This window comes from Cellulomonas sp. P5_C5 (genome assembly GCF_054049655.1).
This window is the reverse complement of sequence record NZ_JBFULY010000010.1, coordinates 77,439-93,453: the sequence shown is the minus strand read 5'-3', so window position 1 is coordinate 93,453 and position 16,015 is coordinate 77,439. Positions and strand designations below refer to the sequence as shown.

Below are 16,015 nucleotides of genomic sequence, written 5' to 3'. Positions count from 1 at the left end.
CGTCCGCTCAGCCGACCGGCACCCCGTGCCCGAACCGGAACAGCGGGTCGGCGGTGTCGAACGGGACGTCCTCGCGGGACGCCTCGACGGCGGCCATCGACCGGGGCAGGTCGAACGGCAGCCGCCCTCGGGCCGCGCCCCGGAGCGCGTCGAGCAGGGGCCCGTCGCCGGCGCCGAAGTTCACGACTACCGCCGCGGCCTGGTCGACCAGCGGCGTGAGGATCGCCGGACGGTCCAGGTAGACGTCGAGGATCGTCGGGACCTGCGCGCTGATCGCGTTGATGCGGTCGATCTCGGCCTGCGGGAAGTCCAGCGACCCCGCGTGGAAGAACGCGTCGAACCCGGGCCCGCGCTGCTCGTAGGGGGCCTTGAGCCGCAGGATCGCGACGTCGGCGTCGGCGGGGTCGTCGACCGTGCCGTCGAGGCCCTCGGCGTAGATCCGCAGGCCGGGGGCCAGGGGCAGGATCCCGTCGTTGGTCAGGACGGTCACGGCAGCCGCCTGCGCCGCGAGCCCGGCCGCGCGGAACTCGTCGTTCCCGACGACGGCCGAGGCCGCCTCGACGTCCACGTAGCGCCGGTCGTCGAAGAGGCCGAGCAGGAACTTCTCCCGCAGCAGCCGGCGCACCGACGCGTCGATGCGCTCCTCGGTGACCCGGCCCTTCTGCACGAGCGCGACCACCACCTCCGGGCACGACTCCCCGCCCAGCTGGTCGGCGCCGGCGTCGAGGACGAGCGCGACGCGGTCCTCGACCGAGAGGTGCTCGACGCCCCACGCGCGGGCGGGGAACGGCTGCCCGAAGATCTCGGCGTCGGACACCAGGCCCCAGTCGGTGCAGATGACGCCGTCGAAGCCGAGGTCGTCCCGCAGGAGGTCGAGCACGGGCTTGTTGAACCCGAACCCGACCTCGGGGATCCCCGGCAGCCCGACCGGCATGCCGTAGTACGGCATCATCTGCCGCGTCCCGGCCGCCAGGAGCGCCTTGAAGGGCTCCAGGTGCTCGGCGAACCGGCCGCCGGGGTAGACCTGCTCGCGGCCGTACGCGAAGTGCGGGTCCTCACCGTCCTTCTGCGGTCCGCCGCCCGGGAAGTGCTTGGTCATCGTCGAGACGCTGTCGACGCCGAAGGTCGCACCCTGGAACCCGCGCACGTACGCGGCGCCCATCTGCCCGGTCAACGAGGCGTCCTCGCCGAACGTGCCGTTGGCGCGGGCCCAGCGGGGCTCCGTGGCCAGGTCGACCTGGGGGTGCAGCGCGGTGCGCAGGCCGACGGCCAGGTACTCCTGGCGGGCGACGTCGGCGTGCCGCTCCATGAGGTCCTCGTCGCGCGTCGCCGCGAGGCCGAGGGTCTCGGGCCACTGCGAGAACGGGCCCGAGAGCAGCGCGGTGCCGGGGTTGTCGGTGAACGCGTGCCGGGGGTCGGTCGCGATCGTCGCGGGGATGCCGAGCCGCGTCTCCTCGCACAGGGCCTGGAGCCGGTTGTGCCACTCGGCGAGCTCGCGCGCGCTGCCCGGGACGCCCAGCAGGTTCCAGTGCGTCATGTGCAGGCGGTTGACGTACTCGTCGGCGCTGGGCAGCCCGAACATCGGGTCGCCGTCCGCCAGGGGCCCGGCCGTGATCATGTGCTGGAACAGCTGACCGGCCTTCTCCTCGAGCGTCATCCGGCCGAGCAGGTCCTCGACGCGCTCGTCGACGGGCCGTGCGGGGTCCTGGTAGACGGTCATCAGCGCACGCCCTTGATCCGGTAGACGAGCGCGGCACCGGCCAGCGCGACGACGGCGCCGAACAGGTACCAGGTGGGGTACTGGCCCATGGGCAGGTTCGCACCGACCGCCAGGATGGCGGGGGCCATCGCGGGGGCGAGCGACTGCGGCAGGGCGTTGGCGATGTTGAGGACGCCGAGGTCCTTGGCGGTGTCGTCCTTGCTGGGCAGCACCTGGGTGGCCAGCGCGATGTCGACGGAGAAGAACGCGCCGGCGCCGAGGCCGACGATGGCCTGGCCGACGACGACCAGGGCGATGGTCGGCGCGAACGCGAGCACCACGAGGCCGACGGCCATGATCGCGCCGGCAGCCGCGACGAAGGGGCGGCGCTTGCCGAACCGGTCGGACAGGATGCCGCCGACGGGGCTGGAGACGACCATGCCGATCACCGACGCGAACGTCGCCGTGAGGATGACGCCGGTGGCCTCCTGCTCGGACAGGTCGAACTTGCCCACCAGGTAGTACGGCAGGAACGTCGCGATGCCCGCGTAGCCGAACATCACCATGAACTTGGTCAGCCAGGTCCAGCCGAAGTCGGGGTGCTTGCGCGGGTTGAACACGAACGAGCCGAAGAACTGGCCGACGGTGAACCGCTGCGCGGGCGCGTGCTCGAGCCTGCGGTCGCGCAGCACCGCGGCGAACAGCAGCGAGAAGATCAGCCCGAGCGCGGCGGGGACGATGAACCTGGCGGCGTCGGCGGAGATCCGGTTGACGATGACGCTGCCCAGCAGTATCGCGAGCGGCGTCGCCATGCCGACGAGGCCGGACACCTTGCCGCGGCGCTCGACCGGCACCTGGTCCGGGATGGTGGCGTTCGCGGCGGCGAGCACGGCGTTGAACGCGGCCTGCGCGACGCACCAGCCCACGAGCACCAGCGCGACGGACTGCGCGGTGCCGACGACGGTCAGGGCCGCGGCGCCGACGACCGCACCGCCGACGATCCACGGGCGGCGCATGCCGAGCCGGCTGGTCGTCCGGTCGGACAGGCGGCCGGCCAGCGGGTTGCAGATGAGCGCGAACAGCGCGCCGACCCCCATGACCATCCCGAGCTGCGCCGGGGCGGCCGCGGCGCCGACCAGGTGGTCGATCTTGAACGCCATCGACACCATCACGGGCGTCAGCAGCGCCATGTAGACGCCGAGGTTCGCGACGCCGAGGAACGGGAGGTAGCTGCGGGGTTCGCGGCCGGCGGGCGGCGGCGTGGTCGCGGTCGGGACCGCCTGGGCTGCGCCGGTCAGCGGCGCCGTGGGCTGCGAGAGGGCCATGCGTCGACTCCTGTGTCGGACGGCGGGTGGGACCATCATTGAATCCCGACCACGTGGTAAGTAGGGAAGTTACCACCCGGTCGGGATTGACGGAAGACGGTACTTACCATCTGGTCGGAATTAGCCGTCGCATGCGATCCTGTCGCCATGACGACGGAGGTCACGACCGCATCCAGCGCCCGCGCCGGTGGCTACGCGAAGGGCCGCGCGACCCGCGAGGAGATCCTCGACGCCGCCATGCAGCTGTTCGGCGAGGTCGGCTACCACACCGCGTCCCTGCGCGAGGTGGCCTCCCGCGTCGGCATCTCCCACCCGGGCCTGCTGCACCACTTCTCCAGCAAGGCCGTGCTGCTCGCGGCGGTCCTGGAGCGTCGCGACGAGGTCGACGAGGTCGCGTTCGAGGCCAACCTGGCCGCCGGGCACGACTACTTCGACGCCCTCGCGATGCTCATCGACCGCAACGCCGCACGGCCGGGCATCGTCGAGCTGTACGCGACGCTCTCCGCCGAGGCCACGTCTCCCGACCACCCCGCGCACGGGTACTTCCAGGACCGGTACCGCCGGGTCATCGCGATGACCCTGACCGGGTTCGAGCGCTGGCGCGACGAGGGCCGCCTCCGGCCCGGCACCGACCCGCTCACCGCCGCCCGCCTCACCGTCGCGGTGATGGACGGCATGCAGATCCAGTGGCTGCTCGCCGCCGACACCCCGGACACCCGCCCGGACATGGCAGCGGCGTTGCGCGCCCACTTCCGCGGCCTGCTGACGGACTGAAGCGCCACCCCGATCCGCCGAGAACGTCAGATCGCCGCGAGAACGTCAGTTCAGAGTGACGTTCTCGCGGCGAATCGACGTTCTCGACGGTGGCTCCCGGTGATCACCCCTCCGCCGGGACGGGCCGACTCGTGCGTTCGGTGGGTCAGCCGGCGGCGGCCTTGACCACGAGCGTGTCCAGCGCCTCGCGGTCGAAGCCGGCCAGGCCGAACTCGGCGATCACCTTGGCGGGCATCTGCATGATCATCGCCTGCATGGTCTCGTCGAGCGGACCCATGTCGGCCGGCGGCACCAGGGCCGCCTGCAGCAGCGGGCCGCCTACCGGGTGCGCGAACCACTCCTCGATCGTCGACATCACCGTGAGCTCGCCCCAGAGCGGCTCGCCCTCGACGTCGAGCGACACGGACCCACGGAGGTCGCGCGACGACGCTCCGACCTCGATCACGAACTCGCCGCCCTCGACCACCCAGCGGTGCAGGCCGGGGTGCCAGTAGGACAGGTCGCGGCCGGTCAGACCGAACGTGACCTCGCGGGACTCGCCCGGCTCGAGCGTCACCTTGGCGAACGCCTTGAGCTCGCGCGTCGGCCGCAGGACGGAGGCCTCGGGGTCGCGGACGTAGACCTGGACCACCTCGGACCCCGCCACGGAGCCCGTGTTGGTGACCGTGACCTGCACGGACACGTCCGTGCCGTCGAGCGAGGCCGTGATCCCGTCGTAGGCGAACGTCGTGTACGACAGCCCGTGGCCGAACGGGTAGGCGACGTCCATCGCACGGGTGTCGTACCAGCGGTAGCCCACCAGGACGCCCTCGCCGTAGCGGACGACACCGGCCTCGCCGGGGAAGTTCCCGAACGCGGGGGTGTCCTCGATGCGGTGGGGGATCGTCTCGGTGAGCCGGCCGGACGGCGACCGGACGCCGAGCAGCAGGTCGGCGACGGCCGACCCGCCGGCCTGCCCGCCGAGCCACGTCTCGAGGATCGCCGGGGCGAGGTCGCGCCAGTCGGTCACGCTGACCGCCGAGCCGTTGGCGAGCACCACGACGACCCGCGGGTTGACCTCGGCGATCGCGCGGAGCGTGGCGACCTGGTTGTCGGGCAGCCCGAGGCGCGGGCGGTCGTAGCCCTCGGACTCGTCGGGACCGGGCAGGCCGAGGAACGCGACGACGGTCTGCGCGGCACGAGCGACCTCCACCGCCTCCGCGAGCAGCGTGGCGTCGTCGCCGGCCGGCCCGCCTGCGATGGTGAACCCGGCGGCGAACGCGAGGTCGCCGGCCGTCCGCAGGGCGTCGAGCGGGGCGTCGAGTCGCGTCGGGTTGACCTGCGAGGAGCCAGCACCCTGGTAGCGGGGGGTGCGCGCGAACTCACCGATGACGGCGACGCCCTCGACCGACGCGAGCGGGAGCAGCCCGCCGTCGTTCTTCAGCAGCACGGACCCGGCGGCGGCGGCCTCGCGGGCGAGCTCGTGGTGGGCGTCGACGTCGAACGTGTCGTCCGCCTCGATCCCGGGCAGGGACCTGGCGACCAGGTGGAGCACGCGGCGGGCGGCGACGTCGAGCACCGCCTCGTCGAGCGAGCCCTCGCGGACGGCCGCCACGACCTCCTCGTCGGGACGCGGGCCCGCGGCGGGCATCTGCAGGTCGAGGCCAGCCGCCAGGGCGGGGACGCGGTCGTGCACGGCGCCCCAGTCGGACACGACGAGCCCCTCGAAGGCCCACTCGTCGCGCAGGATCTCGGTGAGGAGCCAGTGGTTCTCGGACGCGTACGTGCCGTTGACCTTGTTGTACGCGCACATGACCGTCCACGGCTGCGCGTCCTTCACGACGCGCTCGAACGCCGGCAGGTAGATCTCGCGCAGCGTGCGCTCGTCGATCTCGGCGGACACGCGCATGCGGTCCGACTCCTGGTTGTTCGCCGCGAAGTGCTTGAGCGACGTCCCGACGCCCTGGCTCTGGATGCCCCGCACGATCGCGGTGCCCAGCGCGCCGGCGACCACCGGGTCCTCGGACACGTACTCGAAGTTGCGACCGCACAGGGGGGTCCGCTTGATGTTGACGCCCGGGCCCAGCAGCACGGCGACGTCGTTGGCACGCGTCTCCCGGCCGAGCGCCTCGCCGACGCGGGTGACCAGCTCGACGTCCCACGACGAGCCCAGCGCGGCGGCCGTCGGGAAGCAGGTGGCCGGCACCGAGTCGCCGAGCCCGAGGTGGTCGGCGTCCTCGGCCTGCTTGCGCAGGCCGTGCGGGCCATCCGTGACCATGACCGCCGGGACGCCCACGCGCTCGACGCCCTCCGTGTGCCAGAAGTCGGAGCCGGACGTCAGCGACGCCTTCTCCTCCAGGGTCAGCTGGGCCAGGACACGCTCGACGTCGAATACCTGCGTCATCGCGGGGTACCTCCTCGGTGGGGTTCGTTGTCCGCCACCATAGCCCATTACCTACCACGTGGTAAGAGTCGAGGAAGGCCGGTCAGGGCAGCCGTGCAGTCCCGTCGAGGAACGAGCCCGTGACCCCGCCGCCGTCGACGACCGCCAGGCACAGCCCCACCCGGTCGCCGCCCGACCACGAGCGCTCGGTCGGGGACCAGGTCACCGTGCGGACGCCGGCCTCGATCTCGCTCGCGTCGAGCACGCACGCCCGGGCGACCCGCGCGTCGGCGGACTGCTGGCCGGGCCACACCGCCTCCGGCGCGAACGTGAACTCGGTGACCACCTGGGCCTCGTGCGACTCCGCGCACGGGACCACGCGCACGGTGTCGACCCGCCCGTCGGCAGGCACCGACAGCACGCAGTTGCCGGTGACCAGCTGCTGCGCACGCGCGTCCCGGGCGGCGGGCACGTCCGCGGGCAGAGGCCGGGTGCCCATCACGGTGAGCACGGCGACCGTCACCCCGACCACCAGGCCGATCGTCCCGACGACACCCAGGACGGCCCCGGCGATCGCGAGGCCGCGCCCGCGTGTGTGCCGTGCCGCGAGACGCCGGAACGCCACGACCGCCAGCACCAGGGCCACCGGACCGAGCCCGAGGATCCCGGTGACCAGCGACCAGACCGCCGTCGGCTCCACCCGGGCGCGCGGCTCGGTCCACCCGGGCGCGTAGTGCACCGCCGGGTAGCCGTACGGGTCGCGGGGGTCGCTCAGGACTACGCTCCCGTGCCCGCGAGCACGAGGCTGCCGGCGACCGCCGACCCGGTCATGCCGGGCTCGTCGCCGTAGTACACGCAGTAGGCGGTCGTGCCGCCACCGGCGAAGGCGTCGGGGTGCGGGTAGTACAGCTCGACGTTGCCGTTGTCGAAGTAGCCGGGGACGAGGGCCTCCGTGAGGGTGTCGCAGGAGCTCCACGCCTCGTTGAACGCCGAGTCCGACACGTCCTCGGGGTCGAGGCTCACCGGGGCCGACAGCTCGACGAGGGCGACGACCTCGGCGTCGTGCGGGACGGCGCAGTCGACGGGGTCGGTGTCCGTCATGTCGTACTCCCACGCGTACGTGGTCAGGCAGGTGCCGGCGGTGAGGTCGGTGCGCAGCGCGAAGTCGGGCAGCTGCTCACCGGCGTCCGAGCCGGTCGCGCCGTCGTCGGTCCCGTCGTCCAGCCCGTCCTCGAACCCTTCCTCCATCCCCTGCTCGAACTCGTCCAGGATCCCGGTCGAGCTCCCCGTGCTGCCGATGAGCCAGAAGACGAACACGATGTACGCGGCGATCGCGAGCATCCAGAGGATCCCGACCGCACCGATGACGATGCCGGCGATGGCCCAGCCGCGGCCGGCCTTGCCAGAGACCTTGATGCGGCGCAGCGCAGCGATGCCGAGCCCGAGCCCGACCGGCCCCGAGAGCCCGCCGAGGATGAACAGGCCGGCGGTGCTGGTGACGAACGACGCGATCGCCATGCCCTCCGTGGGCGGCGCGGCATAGGGCTGCCCGTACCCGTACGGCTGCCCGCCGTAGGGCGGCGGCACCTGCTCGTACCCGGGTGCGCCGTACTGGGGTGCGCCGTACTGCGGCTGCGGAGCCCCGTACTGCGGAGCGCCGTACTGCGGCTGCGGGGAGCCGTACTGCGGTGCGCCGTACTCCGGTGCGCCGTACTGAGGCTGCGGCGCCGGAGCGCCGTACGGGGGCGACGCGGGGCCGGCCTGCTGCTGGCCGTAGGGCGTCGGTGTCGCGTAGGGGCCGGACTGCGGCGGGAGCGTCGGCGGCACGCCGTAGGGAGCCGTCGGTGCGGTCTCGCCGACCGGTGTCAGCACCGCCTCGTACCCGCTGGGCGCCACGGCCTCGTGCCCGCTGGGCGGGATGGGGACGGTCGGCGTCGGGTCGGCGGGGACGGCGTAGGGGTCGGGAACCGGAGCCGGCCCCCCAGGCTCGTTGCTCATGCGCGCACGGTAGCCCACCGCGCACCCGCGACGACGCCCCTTTCCACAGACATCACCCCGCGATGTCGAGCACGACCGGCACGTGGTCGGAGGGAGCCTTGCCCTTGCGCTCGTTGCGCTCGATGGTCGCCCCGGTCACCCGCGCGGCCAGCGCGGGCGTGGCGTAGGTGAGGTCGATGCGCATGCCCTCGTTCCGGGGGAACCGCAGCTGCTGGTAGTCCCAGTAGGTGTAGGTGTGCTCGGCGGGAAGGTGGACCCGGGAGACCTCGGTGTACCCGGCCCCGGCGATCGCGGTGAACGCGTCGCGCTCCGCGGGGCTCACGTGCGTGCGGCCGGCGAAGAAGCCGATGTCCCAGACGTCCGTGTCCAGCGGCGCGATGTTCCAGTCCCCGACGAGGGCCACCTGGGCGTCGGCGTCGGCGGCGAGCCAGCCCGCGGCGGCGTCGCGCAGGCGGCCCAGCCAGTCGAGCTTGTACGCGTAGTGGGGGTCCTCGAGCTCGCGGCCGTTGGGCACGTACAGGCTCCACACCCGCACACCGCCGCACGTCGCGCCGAGCGCCCGAGCCTCCGCGGCAGCCGGGTCGCCCCACGTGGGCATGCCGGGGAACCCGACCTCGACGTCCTCGATGCCGACCTTCGAGATGATCGCGACGCCGTTCCACTGGCTGAACCCGGTCGTCGCCACCTCGTAGCCGAGCGCCTCGAAACCCTCGCGCGGGAACTGGTCGTCCTTGCACTTGGTCTCCTGCAGGGCGAGGACGTCGACGCCCGTCCGCTCCAGGAAGGCGAGGGCGCGGTCCGCTCGCGCGCGGATCGAGTTGATGTTCCAGGTGGCCAGGCGCATGGGGCAGGACGCTACCCGGAGCAGGCGACCGTTGAGCCGACCGGACGATTCGGACAATCAGGTGTTGAGCGGGAGGAACCGCTCCCGTACGGTGCAGGACAACAGTCCAACAGGAGGGCACCGAGGTGGAGCACGCGCTCACCGGACGCCGCGCGCTCGTCACCGGCGGCGCCTCCGGGATCGGACGTTCCGTCGCGCTGGCCCTGGCGCGGGCAGGGGCCGACGTCGCCGTCACGCACCTGTCGCACGACGCCACGGCCGTCGTCGCCGAGATCAAGGAGACGGGTCAGATCGCGGCGTCGTTCCAGGTGGACCTGCGCCGCAGCTGGGACGTCGACAAGGCGGTCGGCGACGCCGCGGCAGCGCTCGGCGGCGGGATCGACATCCTCGTCAACAACGTGGGCGGACCGGTCGACCGGCGCAACGTCCCCGCGATGGACGACGCCCACTGGCACGGCGTGCTCGACCTCAACCTGTCGTCGGCCTTCTACGCGAGCCGGTCGGCGCTCGCGGTCATGCCCGACGGCGGTCGCATCATCACGATCGGCGCCCAGGCGGCGCGCAGCGGCGGGGGCACCGGGATGGTCGCCTACACCACGGCCAAGGCGGCGCTCGAGGGGTTCAGCCGGGCGCTCGCGCGCGAGCTGGGGCCGCGACGGATCACCGTGAACGTGGTCGCGCCGGGGTTCGTCGGCGGCACCCCGCTGCACGCGACGTACACCCCGGAACCGGCGCAGCGTGCCGCGGTCGCCGCCTCCGCGCTGAACCGGGCGGGTGCTCCCGACGACATCGCCGGGGCGGTCGTCTTCCTGGCCTCCGAGGGCGCCTCGTTCGTGACGGGCACGGTCCTCGACGTCAACGGCGGCGCGTACTTCACCTGACGCCACCCCCGGCAACGACCGCACTCCTGCGGGGTGGGACCTGCACGAGTGCGGACGCTCGCGTCTGTGCATCGACGACGTCCGCGCTCCGGCGGGGTGGGGCCTGCACGAGTGCGGACGTTGCGGAGCGCACGCCGGTGGGGCGTGGGTCAGGCGTCCGACGGCCAGCCGCTGACGGCCGACCACGCCCAGGAGGCCGCGTCGTGCGCGGGGGGCAGCGGGTCGCGCTCCAGCCACGCGACGAGCACCCCGATGACCGACCCGGCGAGCGCCGCCGCGGCGATCGGCCGGGGCAGCCCTGCCAGGGCCGGGGGCGCGCCGTGCAGCTCCAGGCCCTCCAGCGCGAGCGCCGCGATGCGCCGGCGCAGCCGCGTGACGGCGACGGGGGAGCCGTGCTCGCCCAGCGCGCTGCGGTACAGGCCGACGTTCTCGGCGACGTGCGTGGCGTAGCGGACCAGCACGTCCGGAGGCGTCGCGGTGCCGGTGCCGGGGTGGATCTGGGAGAGGTCGGCGCCGACGAGGGCGGCCTGCGCGTCGAGGGCGTCGGCCAGCAGCGTGTCGGTGTCGTCGTAGTGCTGGTAGAAGGTGCTGCGGTTCACGGTGGCGCGGTCGGCGACGTCGGCGACCGAGATCTCGTCGAGGGCGCGTTCCCGTGCGAGCGAGAGCAGGGCATCCTGGAGCAGTCGGCGGGTGCGCAGCACTCGCGGATCCACCCGGGCGCCTTCGTCCTGGATCGTCACCCGACCCATGATGCCACCGACAAGTAACCGACACCTGTCGGGTATCCTGCACCGTCGACCAAGGAGTGAACATGGCACGCGTGCTGGACCGTCTGGGCCGGGGAAGCTTCCGCCACCGCTGGATCGTGCTCGTCGCGTGGCTGCTGGTGCTCGCCGCCGCCGCGTTCGGAGCCGTCGCGTCCGGGCTGAACATCTCGGACTCGTTCTCCATCCCGGGGACCGAGTCCCAGCGGGCGCAGGAGCTCGTCGCGGAGCGGCTGGGCGACCAGGCCGCCGACGTCGGCTCGGACAGCAGCATGTCCGCCCAGCAGGGTGGCGAGACCTCGAGCGCACGCGTCGTCGTCGCGGCGCCCGAGGGTGAGTCGTTCCTCACCGGCACCGGGATCCCGGACGTCCTGACCGCGCTCGCGCCCGTCTCCGACGCGGAGGACGTCGTCGCGGTCTCCGACCCCGTGACCGCCCAGGCGGTCGCCCCGGACGGCAGCGTCATGTACGTGGATGTGTCGTTCGGCGTGGGGGTCGACGACATCCCGGCCGCGACCACGGAAGCGCTCGAGGACGCCGCGGCGAGCCTCGAGGCCGACGGGTACGAGGTCGCGCTGGCCGGCGGCCCGTTCACCCACCCGCTCGAGCTCGCGGGACCGATGGAGGCGATCGGGCTCGTCGTCGCGCTGATCGTGCTCGTCGTGACCTTCGGGTCGCTCCTCGCGGCCGGCATGCCGATCCTCACCGCGCTGCTCGGTGTCGGCATCGGGGTCGCGGGCGTGCTGTCGCTGTCGGGGATCGCGAACATCTCCTCCTCGACGCTGACGCTCGCGCTCATGCTCGGCCTCGCGGTCGGCATCGACTACGCGCTGTTCCTGCTGTCCCGGCACCGCCAGCAGCTGGCCGACGGGATGGCGCCGGAGGCGTCGGCCGGTCACGCGGTCGGCACCGCCGGCAGCGCCGTGGTCTTCGCCGGCACGACCGTCGTCATCGCGCTCGCGGCCCTCACCGTGACCGGCATCCCGTTCCTGTCCGCGATGGGTCTGGCCGCGGCGGCCACCGTCGTCATCGCCGTCCTCGTGGCCATCACGCTGCTGCCGGCGATCATGGGCTTCGCCGGGGAGCGTCTGCGTCCGCGCGGTCGCGCCGCCAAGCAGGCCGAGAAGTCGCGCACGGCGGAGAACCGCTGGGGCGTCTTCACGACGTCGCACCCCGTCATCACGCTGCTCGTCGCGGCGGCCGTGCTGCTCACGATCGCGGTGCCCGCGCTGAGCATGCGGCTCGGCCTGCCGAACGCCGGTCGTGAGCCGGAGGGCTCGGGCGACCGTGCGGCCTACGAGATGCTCGCCGACGGATTCGGCCCGGGCTTCAACGGCCCGCTCGTGGTCCTGGTCGACGCCGCCGACGACCCGTCGGCCCTCCCCGGTGCCGTCGAGGAGGTCGTCGCGTCAGTCTCGGCCCTGCCCGACGTCGCCTACGCCGCTCCGATCGCGGCGCCCGGCGCGGCCGAGGGTGCCGAGGCGGCGCTCGTCGTCGTCATCCCGACCGGCGCCCCGGACTCCGAGGAGACCGCCGACCTGGTGCACGCGATCCGTGACGCCCGCCCGGACATCGAGACCACGACCGGCACGCAGCTCTGGGTGACCGGCGCCGCCGCGGCGAACATCGACATCACCGAGAAGCTCGCGGACGCGTTCCCGCTCTTCCTGCTGATCGTCGTCGGGCTGGCGATCGTCCTGCTGATGGTCGCGTTCCGGTCGCTGCTGGTGCCGGTGACCGCGGTGCTGGGCTTCCTGCTGACGATCGCCGCCTCGTTCGGTGCGACGACCGCCGTGTTCCAGTGGGGGTGGCTGGCTCCCGCGTTCAACGTCGACTCCACCGGGCCGCTGCTCAGCTTCCTGCCGATCCTGCTGGTCGGTGTGCTGTTCGGGCTCGCGATGGACTACCAGGTGTTCCTGGTCTCCCGGATGCGTGAGGAGCACGTGCACGGCGCCGAGCCGATCCCGTCGGTCCGCATCGGGTTCGCCCACGGTGCCCGCGTGGTGCTGGCCGCGGCGCTGATCATGATCTCGGTGTTCTCGAGCTTCGTGTTCAGCGGCTCGGCACAGATCGGCCCGATCGCGTTCGCGCTGGCCATCGGGATCGTGTTCGACGCGCTCGTGGTCCGCATGACCATGATCCCGGCGGCGATGGCCCTGCTCGGGAAGGCCGCCTGGTGGATCCCGCGCTGGCTCGACAAGATCATCCCGAACGTGGACATCGAGGGTGCAGCGCTGGAGCGCACCGGCTCGCACGCGGCCGCGACCCCCGTCGACGAGCCGCCCGCCCACGCCCACGTGACGCACGGCACGCACGCCGCACCGGAGACCGACCATCCTCGCTAGGCTCCTGCGGTGCCCGACCTCCAGACGCTCCGTGACCAGGCCCGTCAGCTCCGTGCAGCCGCGCTGTGCATCCGTGAGCAGGGATACGCCCTCGTCGACGACGTCACCACCCTGCAGGAGCGGTACCCGCTGCCGTCAGTGACGCTGTGGGACGGTGCCAACGCGACCCGCTTCGCCGACGGGCTCGCGGTCGCCAGTCTCGATCTCGCGCAGGTGGGGCGGGACGTCGACCGGTTCGCGGACGACTGCGAGTTCGAGGCAAGTCGCCGGGACATCGAGGCCGACACCCTCGAACGCGCGCTGGCCACGGGCTGACGCGCCCGGTCAGACGTCGCTAGCCAGCGCCACCGTGTCGACGAGGGTGAGCCACACCACGGAGGAGTGGAACGCCTGGAAAACGTAGACGCCTCGCTTCGTCGTCGCGTTCACGACGAACTGCCCCGCCGGCCCGGCGTTGACCACGAAGAGTCCTCGCTGGAACGGTGCGGTCGTCATGGTCAAAAGGAACCAGGGCTGTTCCCAGACGTAGCGCAGGGCAGCGTCCGCGTCCGGAGGCGGAGGTGTCGACGGGTCGTCGACGCGTGCCATCACGGTGGCCTCAGCGATCTCGACCGGGGACGTGCCCAGGCTCCATGCCGGTGCGAGGCCGACCCAGGCGGCGATGTGAGCCGGGACGGCTGACGAGGCGACGATGTCGACCCCAACCGTCGTCGCGGCCGCGAGCAGGTCGTCCCCGTGCAGCACGTCCACCAGCGCCGCAGGCGAGACGGTGGACAGCGCAATCGCGCGAGTGCCGTGGACGTAGACATCGAGCGTCAACGGGGCTCGTCCGCGACCCGACTCGAGGTGGAGGCGACCGGCGGGCACCTGGAGCAGCCTCGCGACAGTGCGGCCGTCGCTGGTCGGACCCTGGTCGTCCATGAGACCGGCATCCAGGAGCGCCGGCGTCGCGCGGAACTTGCGCAGCTTCGCCCGGGTGGCGCGGACCAGGAGGTCAAGGTCGTCGCGGGGGAGCGACGGTCCCCGGCTCCGGAACGGCTGGGCCGCCGCGATGCGGGAGATGTCCTCGACCTGTTCCCCGACGGACGCGAGATAAGGGTCGAACCTGGGCAGGGGGGCGCTCATCGGGCGGGCCGCGGTCCCAGTGCGAGCGAGGCGACGTCCTCGCACAGCTGGTGGACCCGCAACAGCTGGGCGACCGGGTAGGTCGCGGTGAGGGTGGTGACGACCGCGTCGCGCAAGACGATCCACTGCACGACGTAGAGCGGCACGTCGCCCTGCTGGTACGTGAACTGGAGGCGTCGACCGCGCTTCTCGTCGGGTGACGCCCACATGTCGTAGGCGAGCACGTGGACGCCCTCGGCCACGACGTGCGCTGCTGCGACAGCCTCCGTACCGAGCATGCGGATGTCCGCCTCCGGCGCCGCGTCGGCGACCAGCACGTTCATCGACGGCCGGAACGTGGTCCCGTCCGCATCGAGGACGAACGGGGGTCCGGCGATCGCCAGCTGGGTGCCGGGGAGGTCGACCTGCTCCCAGTCCTGCGGCACCACCAGCGTCACACCTCCCCCGGTGACCGTCGGGTTCAGGGGCTCCGTCATCGTCGTGCCTTCCGTCGTGGGGGGTGCGACTCGCGGTGCCAGCGCGGCCTGAGGCGACGGGGGAGCCAGAAGATGCCGACGACCCCAACGAGCCACGACGTCACGGCGGCGAAGGAGAGGAGCAGGCCGAGCACCGTCCTGACGGTGCCGTCTCCGTCGAGCACCGCGACCGATGCCACGCCGACGAGCACCCCAGCGCCGAGCCACGCGAGGGCGAGCACGTTGGTGGTGGTGAACAACCAGAAGCCCGCCATCGACTTCCCCACACCCGCGTAGTGGGCGACACCGATGCCGAGGAAGACGGCGCCGCACACGGCGCCGATGGCATACCCTCCGGCGATGGAGCCGGGGACGGCCTCGGTCGTCAGCCGAACAGTGAGTTCCATACGTCCTTCGCCTTGTCCACTCCGAGTTCGCCGACCTCCAGCAGGGCGTCTCCGGCGACCTTGCCCGCCTTGCTGCCGACGAACGCGCCTATGGCACCGCCGATGAGGGCTCCCCCGACCGTCCCCACGATCGGGATCGGGATGAACGATCCCAGTGCGGCACCGAGCTGCGCGCCGTAGATCCCGCCCGCGATGGCACCACCACCCTCGGCCACCGCGTTGTACCCGGCGCTCGCGACGCGCTCGCCGGTGTCCCACTCGGGGTGGTAGGTGGCGTCCTGCTCCCACTGGGACATGTAGGAGTCGTAGACCGTCAGGCCGATCCCTGCGACGCCCAGTGTCTTCCCACCGACCCGGGCCCAGGCGGGCGGTCGTCCGAGCGTCGGCTCAGCGGTGAGAGCGTGCCGGTCCACGAGGGTGTGCGAGCTGTCCGCGGCGTCGTAGATGCGCCGGACATCGGGGTCGACCGAGCTGAACTGGGGGAGAAGGAGCTGCCCGGGAGCACCCTGGACGAAGGGCATCCCGCGGAAGACGACGTCGGGAGCACGGACGGCGAGGGACGGTCCCGGGACCCCCTCGGTCGGCAGGAGGAACGAGTAGCGCCGGTACCGCTCCAGCAGGCCGCCCGCGGTGCCGAGCACGAAGGACCCGAACTCGTCGGACCGGGCGATCTTGTCCACGTTCTGGCCGGCGATCATGTCGCCGTCCCAGCCGAGCTTGCTGAAGTCGGGCAACCAGTAGCCCAACGTCTTGAGCTGCTGGAGGGGACGCTCGTCGTCGATGTACGTGATGACCAGCTGGCGCGACCATCCCGCCAGCTCGGCCAGATCCCCCACGGTGGCGTTCACGCGGCCGGTGAACATCGGCCGGTACCCGACTAGGTGGTCGACGGCGTCGATCTCGGCCTGGAGCGTTCGGCCGCGCTCCGAGAGGTCTTGCGAGACCAGGAGCGTCGCAGCACTCACGGCCAGGACGCCGTCGGGGTCGATCGAGACGACCACGCAGCCCTCCCCCGTTGATGTGCATGAACGCGTCG

15 protein-coding genes are annotated in these 16,015 nt (G+C 72.5%); 4 read left to right on the top strand and 11 right to left on the bottom strand.

Annotated features, from left to right (window positions below):
• Positions 1-7: 7 nt before the first annotated feature.
• Together ACXJKF_RS11330 and ACXJKF_RS11325 are read right to left on the bottom strand one after the other, a co-directional pair.
• Positions 8-1,720 carry a glycoside hydrolase family 3 protein gene (locus ACXJKF_RS11330; RefSeq protein WP_456787819.1) on the bottom strand — a complete coding sequence of 571 codons (1,713 nt, stop codon included), beginning with the start codon at positions 1,718-1,720 and terminating at the stop codon, positions 8-10.
• The gene (locus ACXJKF_RS11325) at positions 1,720-3,024 is read right to left on the bottom strand and encodes an MFS transporter (protein WP_456787818.1); all 1,305 of its coding nucleotides are present in this window, start codon (positions 3,022-3,024) and stop codon (positions 1,720-1,722) included. The genes ACXJKF_RS11330 and ACXJKF_RS11325 overlap by 1 nt, the downstream gene beginning before the upstream one ends.
• A 147-nt stretch (positions 3,025-3,171) precedes the next feature.
• Between ACXJKF_RS11325 and ACXJKF_RS11320 the strand changes: the two genes are divergently transcribed.
• Complete coding sequence (locus ACXJKF_RS11320; protein WP_456787817.1) at positions 3,172-3,798, top strand: TetR/AcrR family transcriptional regulator; 627 nt, start codon at positions 3,172-3,174, stop codon at positions 3,796-3,798.
• A 145-nt stretch (positions 3,799-3,943) separates the two neighbouring features.
• On the opposite strand, the gene ACXJKF_RS11315 is transcribed toward ACXJKF_RS11320, so the two are convergent.
• The 4 genes from ACXJKF_RS11315 to ACXJKF_RS11300 all read right to left on the bottom strand — a co-directional run bounded on the left by ACXJKF_RS11315 (position 3,944) and on the right by ACXJKF_RS11300 (position 9,002).
• Positions 3,944-6,181 carry an aryl-beta-d-glycosidase gene (locus ACXJKF_RS11315; protein ID WP_456787816.1) on the bottom strand — a complete coding sequence of 746 codons (2,238 nt, stop codon included), beginning with the start codon at positions 6,179-6,181 and terminating at the stop codon, positions 3,944-3,946.
• Positions 6,182-6,263: 82 nt separating this feature from the next.
• A complete protein-coding gene (locus ACXJKF_RS11310) occupies positions 6,264-6,899 on the bottom strand; it encodes a DUF4190 domain-containing protein (RefSeq protein WP_456787815.1) in 636 nt (211 codons plus the stop codon).
• A 38-nt stretch (positions 6,900-6,937) separates the two neighbouring features.
• Positions 6,938-8,158: a DUF4190 domain-containing protein gene (locus ACXJKF_RS11305; RefSeq protein ID WP_456787814.1), complete on the bottom strand. Its 1,221-nt coding sequence runs from the start codon at positions 8,156-8,158 to the stop codon at positions 6,938-6,940.
• Between the two features lie 52 nt (positions 8,159-8,210).
• Positions 8,211-9,002: an exodeoxyribonuclease III gene (locus tag ACXJKF_RS11300; protein WP_456787813.1), complete on the bottom strand. Its 792-nt coding sequence runs from the start codon at positions 9,000-9,002 to the stop codon at positions 8,211-8,213.
• 125 nt (positions 9,003-9,127) lie between these two features.
• Between ACXJKF_RS11300 and ACXJKF_RS11295 the strand changes: the two genes are divergently transcribed.
• Entirely contained in the window at positions 9,128-9,883 is a 756-nt protein-coding gene (locus ACXJKF_RS11295; protein WP_456787812.1) for an SDR family NAD(P)-dependent oxidoreductase, read from the top strand.
• Between the two features lie 149 nt (positions 9,884-10,032).
• Here ACXJKF_RS11295 and ACXJKF_RS11290 read toward each other — a convergent pair whose 3' ends face one another.
• The gene (locus ACXJKF_RS11290) at positions 10,033-10,623 is read right to left on the bottom strand and encodes a TetR/AcrR family transcriptional regulator (RefSeq protein WP_456787811.1); all 591 of its coding nucleotides are present in this window, start codon (positions 10,621-10,623) and stop codon (positions 10,033-10,035) included.
• Positions 10,624-10,694: 71 nt separating this feature from the next.
• Between ACXJKF_RS11290 and ACXJKF_RS11285 the strand changes: the two genes are divergently transcribed.
• Together ACXJKF_RS11285 and ACXJKF_RS11280 are read left to right on the top strand one after the other, a co-directional pair.
• Positions 10,695-12,992 carry an MMPL family transporter gene (locus ACXJKF_RS11285; protein ID WP_456787810.1) on the top strand — a complete coding sequence of 766 codons (2,298 nt, stop codon included), beginning with the start codon at positions 10,695-10,697 and terminating at the stop codon, positions 12,990-12,992.
• A gap of 9 nt (positions 12,993-13,001) precedes the next feature.
• Positions 13,002-13,307: a hypothetical protein gene (locus tag ACXJKF_RS11280; RefSeq protein WP_456787809.1), complete on the top strand. Its 306-nt coding sequence runs from the start codon at positions 13,002-13,004 to the stop codon at positions 13,305-13,307.
• Positions 13,308-13,316: 9 nt separating this feature from the next.
• Here the strand turns inward: ACXJKF_RS11280 and ACXJKF_RS11275 are convergent, their stop codons facing one another.
• Genes ACXJKF_RS11275 through ACXJKF_RS11260 form a run of 4 tightly spaced genes read right to left on the bottom strand, consistent with a single transcriptional unit; the run spans position 13,317 to position 15,980 of the window.
• Positions 13,317-14,117, bottom strand: coding sequence for a hypothetical protein (locus tag ACXJKF_RS11275; protein ID WP_456787808.1), 801 nt, complete (start codon positions 14,115-14,117; stop codon positions 13,317-13,319).
• Positions 14,114-14,593 (bottom strand): hypothetical protein, encoded by a 480-nt coding sequence (locus ACXJKF_RS11270; RefSeq protein ID WP_456787807.1) that lies wholly within the window; start codon positions 14,591-14,593, stop codon positions 14,114-14,116. Before ACXJKF_RS11270 ends, ACXJKF_RS11275 begins: the two co-directional genes overlap by 4 nt.
• Positions 14,590-14,979 (bottom strand): hypothetical protein, encoded by a 390-nt coding sequence (locus ACXJKF_RS11265; RefSeq protein WP_456787806.1) that lies wholly within the window; start codon positions 14,977-14,979, stop codon positions 14,590-14,592. The genes ACXJKF_RS11270 and ACXJKF_RS11265 overlap by 4 nt, the downstream gene beginning before the upstream one ends.
• Positions 14,958-15,980, bottom strand: a complete 1,023-nt coding sequence (locus tag ACXJKF_RS11260) for a hypothetical protein (RefSeq protein ID WP_456787805.1) — start codon at positions 15,978-15,980, stop codon at positions 14,958-14,960. The genes ACXJKF_RS11265 and ACXJKF_RS11260 overlap by 22 nt, the downstream gene beginning before the upstream one ends.
• Between the last annotated feature and the right edge of the window lie 35 nt (positions 15,981-16,015).